The sequence below is a fragment of the Kitasatospora sp. NPDC007106 genome (assembly GCF_040634455.1).
In the GTDB taxonomy this organism is placed as follows: domain Bacteria; phylum Actinomycetota; class Actinomycetes; order Streptomycetales; family Streptomycetaceae; genus Kitasatospora; species Kitasatospora arboriphila.
This window is the reverse complement of record NZ_JBEYFP010000627.1, coordinates 1-3,494: the sequence shown is the minus strand read 5'-3', so window position 1 is coordinate 3,494 and position 3,494 is coordinate 1. Positions and strand designations below refer to the sequence as shown.

Below are 3,494 nucleotides of genomic sequence, written 5' to 3'. Positions count from 1 at the left end.
TGCACGACCCGGGCTCGCGGGTCCCCCTACCCCGGCGGCTACCCCCTGCCGCCGGGGCCAACCCTGCCGCCGCCGCGCCTGCGCCCGGCCGCGATTGGACGGGCCCCTGGCGGGCAGGCGCGCGGTGACGGGCGGCACCGCCGGACACCCGGCGAGGCCGCCGACGACCAGTGGAGGAACAGCACCGAGGAGGACCGGCCATGACCACCCAGCCTTCCCGCAGCCAGCCGTCGGGCACCGGGCGCGAGCACCCCGACGACGCCTGGCCGCCCACCGACACCCCCGGTGCCCGGATGACCGGGGAGGGCGGCCCGCCCCCGCCCGACGACCAGGAGCCGGGCGAGGAGGCCGACGCGGCGGCCGACCCCGCCGACGACGAGGACTGAAGAGGACCGAACCCGGCACGGGCGCCGGGCCGGTGGGACGGTGGGCCGCCGGGCCGGTGGGAGGGTGGGACGGTGGACGGCGCCGGTGGGACGGGTTTCGCGGACGGCCCGGCCGTCCAGACGCAGGGCACCCCCAGGAGGTGCGCCATGCCCCCCACCGAGGGCTATGCCGTGACCCTGCCCACCGCCCCCGGCACCCACGCCCCGCCCCAGGTCGTGATCGTCACCCCGACCGGGACGTTCGGCCCCGACGGGCGCCCGGTGTACGCCGACGAGTCCGGAACCCTGCTCGTCCAGGTGACGGCCGCGGGCGTCGCCGAGCCCCTGGCGGGCTGCCCCGGCGCCCACGTCTGCCTGCACGCCGTCCCGATGCCCTGACCGACCCGGCGTTTCGCCCGACCCGTCGGTGTGACGGGTCGGGCGGAGTGCCGGGCCTCAGGCGTGTGCCGGGGTGCGGGCGAACTCCTTGACCAGCGTGCGCTCGAAGGCCGGCAGGTCGGCGGGCTTGCGGCTGGAGACCAGGGTGTTGGGGCCGTCGTGGCAGACGGAGACCTCGCGGTCGACCCAGTGGGCGCCCGCGTTCCGCAGGTCGGTGCGCAGGCTCGGCCAGGAGGTGAGGGTGCGGCCGCGGACGGCGTCCGCCTCGATCAGCGTCCACGGGCCGTGGCAGATCACCGCGACCGGCTTGCGCAGGTCGAAGAAGCCGCGCACGAAGCCCACCGCCCGCGGGTCCATCCGCAGGAAGTCCGGGTTGGCGACGCCGCCGGGCAGCACCAGGGCATCGAAGTCCGCCGCGGAGACGTCCGCGACCACCGCGTCCACCCGGAAGGTGTCGCCCGGGTCCAGGTGCTCGAACGCCTGGACCGTCCCGCTCTTGGTGGACACCAGCCGGGGTGTGCCGCCGGCCCGCTCCACCGCCTCCCACGGCGAGGTCAGCTCGACCTGCTCCGCGCCCTTCGGCGCCACCAGGAATGCCACCGTCCTGCCCTGCAGACCGGTCATGTCGGCCACCTTCCTCCGTGTTCGCGTTCGGGCCGTTCCCCGAACGTCTCACCGGCCTGCCCGGCACGAAACCGCGGCGCCGGTGCGCGTGGTCAGCCGTGGCCCCCGGGCCTGCGCCGACGGCGGCGGACGAACACCAGCGGATGGGCCGCGGCCAGTACGGCGAGCACCCCGAAGGCCAGCGCGAGGGCGGCCGGGACGGCGCGGGCGGCCGGGGCGTCGTCCCCGGCGGCCACCGCCCAGAACGCGAACAGGGCGGTCAGGAACGCCAGCAGTGGCGCGGACACCCGGGACAGCGCCTGCCGGGGCCCACCGGTCGTGGACGGCACGGCCGCTCACCTCCATCGGGACCCGGCCTTGGCCGGCCGGCCCCGTGACCGGCGTCTGCCCGGCCGTACCCGCGCCACACCCCGGGAGCGCCGGGCGTCCGTTTGTGGCCGGGCGGCCCGGGCAGGCGCACAGTGGAGGGGGTGAAGGAGGCTGCCATGCCCGTCAATCCCGGCCCGCCCGAACTGCGTCCGCACGATCCCGCCACCGGTGCCGCGCGCACCGTCCCGGTGAACCCCGGGCCGCCGCCCGAGACCCTGCGCAGGCCGCACGAGCGGCACGAAAGCCGTCCGCGGCGCCACTGGCACTGGCCGCACCGCCACGACCGGTTCGACCGCCACCACCAGGACGGCCGCGACACCGCGCAGCCGCCGGAGCGGGACACCTGACCCGACCGTTCACCCGTCCGGTCCAGGGTGACACCGTGTCGCTGTTGCGACATGGTGTCACTGCTGCTGCGACACGGTGTCACTACTGCTTTGAGGTGTCGCTGAGGTGACGGGCCGCCCTGCGCTCTGCCGTGCCCTGGCGTGCTCAGCGCCGCCGGGGACCGGAGCGGCGCAGCAGCGCGACCGGGACGAGCACCCAGCACACCGCGAACCACGCCAGCACGGCGCCCGCGATCACCCAGGCGCCCCAGGTGAGGCCGGCGACCTTGAGCAGCAGCAACAGGGCCGCGCCGACGTTCAGGCCGAGCAGGACCACCCCGAGCGAGACCATCCGGGCGGCGGCCGCGACCATGCGCGGCTTGACGTGCCGCCCGGCCAGCAGCCGGTGGTAGGAGACCGGAGCCATCAGGGTGCCGGTGGCGACGGCGCCGAGGGTCACCACCCCGACGTAGAGGGCCCGGTCGAAGCCGTGCAGCGTGGTGAACCGCTCGGTGAACACCACCGTCAGCAGGAATCCGAACATGATCTGGGCACCGGTCTGCGCGACCCGTACCTCCTGGAGCAGTTCGGTCCAGAGCCGGTCCGCCCGCTCCTCCGGGGTCTCGTCGCGGCCGTCCGCGGGTGGCTGCTGCTCTGCCATGCTCCCCATCCTCGGTGCGGCAGCCGCTGGCTGCCGCCGGACCCGGCTGCCCGCTCGGGAAGGCCCGCCAGGGAACGCCCGGGCCGGGTCCGGACGCAGACGGGCGGCCCGCGGGTCAGGAGCGCGGGCCCGCCCTGCCGGGCGTCTGGCTCGATCCGCGGCCGGCAAACCCCGCGGGCCGGACGGACCCGCTCACGGGGCGACCGCGGTCAGCACCGGCTGGAAGAACCCGCTCGCCGCCGGCTCCGCCCAGGCCGGCCGGACGAAGCCCACGTCGAGCACCAGCCCGGTCAGCTGCTCCCGGGTGAGCGCCCAGTACACGGCGTGCCGGACCTGGGTGCGCACCCCGTCCGGGCCGCTGCGCTCCTGCACCATGTCGAGGTCGTAGTGCTCGCCGTCCTCGTGCCAGTGCCACCGCTGGAAGGTCGTGGTGCGGACCCCGTCGGCCTCGACCACCTGCGGCGGCGTCCCGGTGGGCCGGGTGCGGCGCAGTTCGTCGTACGGGCGGGTGCTGACGAGCAGCAGGCCGCCCGGGCGGAGCACCCGCCGCATCGCGTCCAGCGCGGCGCGGACGTCCCCGGCGGTCAGCAGGTGGGGGAGCGAGTTGTCCGCGCACACGACCGCGTCGAACCGGCCCCGCACGAACGGCAGCCGGCGCATGTCGGCGGCGACGGTGGGCAGTTCCGTGCCGCGGACCGCCGCCTCGCGTGCCGCCCGGGCCGCTGCCACCGCGCTGAGGTCGGAGCCGAC

Annotated in this window: 7 protein-coding genes; 3 read left to right on the top strand and 4 right to left on the bottom strand. The window is 76.5% G+C overall.

Annotated elements, in window-relative coordinates; all coding sequences use genetic code 11:
- The first annotated feature begins 200 nt into the window (after positions 1–200).
- The gene (locus ABZ641_RS29700) at positions 201–386 is read left to right on the top strand and encodes a hypothetical protein (RefSeq protein WP_344627214.1); all 186 of its coding nucleotides are present in this window, start codon (positions 201–203) and stop codon (positions 384–386) included.
- A 147-nt stretch (positions 387–533) separates the two neighbouring features.
- Positions 534–764, top strand: a complete 231-nt coding sequence (locus ABZ641_RS29695; RefSeq protein WP_344627215.1) for a DUF6296 family protein — start codon at positions 534–536, stop codon at positions 762–764.
- 57 nt (positions 765–821) lie between these two features.
- Here ABZ641_RS29695 and ABZ641_RS29690 read toward each other — a convergent pair whose 3' ends face one another.
- Both ABZ641_RS29690 and ABZ641_RS29685 read right to left on the bottom strand, forming a co-directional pair.
- The gene (locus ABZ641_RS29690; RefSeq protein ID WP_359986708.1) at positions 822–1,388 is read right to left on the bottom strand and encodes a type 1 glutamine amidotransferase domain-containing protein; all 567 of its coding nucleotides are present in this window, start codon (positions 1,386–1,388) and stop codon (positions 822–824) included.
- Between the two features lie 92 nt (positions 1,389–1,480).
- Positions 1,481–1,717 (bottom strand): hypothetical protein, encoded by a 237-nt coding sequence (locus tag ABZ641_RS29685; RefSeq protein WP_344627217.1) that lies wholly within the window; start codon positions 1,715–1,717, stop codon positions 1,481–1,483.
- Positions 1,718–1,873: 156 nt separating this feature from the next.
- On the opposite strand from ABZ641_RS29685, the gene ABZ641_RS29680 reads away from it, so the two are divergent.
- Positions 1,874–2,104, top strand: a complete 231-nt coding sequence (locus ABZ641_RS29680; RefSeq protein WP_359986705.1) for a hypothetical protein — start codon at positions 1,874–1,876, stop codon at positions 2,102–2,104.
- Positions 2,105–2,249: 145 nt separating this feature from the next.
- Here the strand turns inward: ABZ641_RS29680 and ABZ641_RS29675 are convergent, their stop codons facing one another.
- Both ABZ641_RS29675 and ABZ641_RS29670 read right to left on the bottom strand, forming a co-directional pair.
- Positions 2,250–2,744, bottom strand: coding sequence for a DUF6328 family protein (locus tag ABZ641_RS29675; protein ID WP_344627219.1), 495 nt, complete (start codon positions 2,742–2,744; stop codon positions 2,250–2,252).
- Positions 2,745–2,936: 192 nt separating this feature from the next.
- On the bottom strand, positions 2,937–3,494 hold a 558-nt coding region (locus ABZ641_RS29670), incomplete at its 5' end, for a class I SAM-dependent methyltransferase (RefSeq protein WP_359986702.1).

Bases quoted from the DNA above. Each gene is read 5' to 3' on its own strand.
- ABZ641_RS29700 (WP_344627214.1), top strand. From the start codon at position 201: ATGACCACCCAGCCTTCCCGCAGCCAGCCGTCGGGCACCGGGCGCGAG.
- ABZ641_RS29695 (WP_344627215.1), top strand. From the start codon at position 534: ATGCCCCCCACCGAGGGCTATGCCGTGACCCTGCCCACCGCCCCCGGC.
- ABZ641_RS29690 (WP_359986708.1), bottom strand. From the start codon at position 1,388: ATGACCGGTCTGCAGGGCAGGACGGTGGCATTCCTGGTGGCGCCGAAG.
- ABZ641_RS29680 (WP_359986705.1), top strand. From the start codon at position 1,874: ATGCCCGTCAATCCCGGCCCGCCCGAACTGCGTCCGCACGATCCCGCC.
- ABZ641_RS29675 (WP_344627219.1), bottom strand. From the start codon at position 2,744: ATGGCAGAGCAGCAGCCACCCGCGGACGGCCGCGACGAGACCCCGGAG.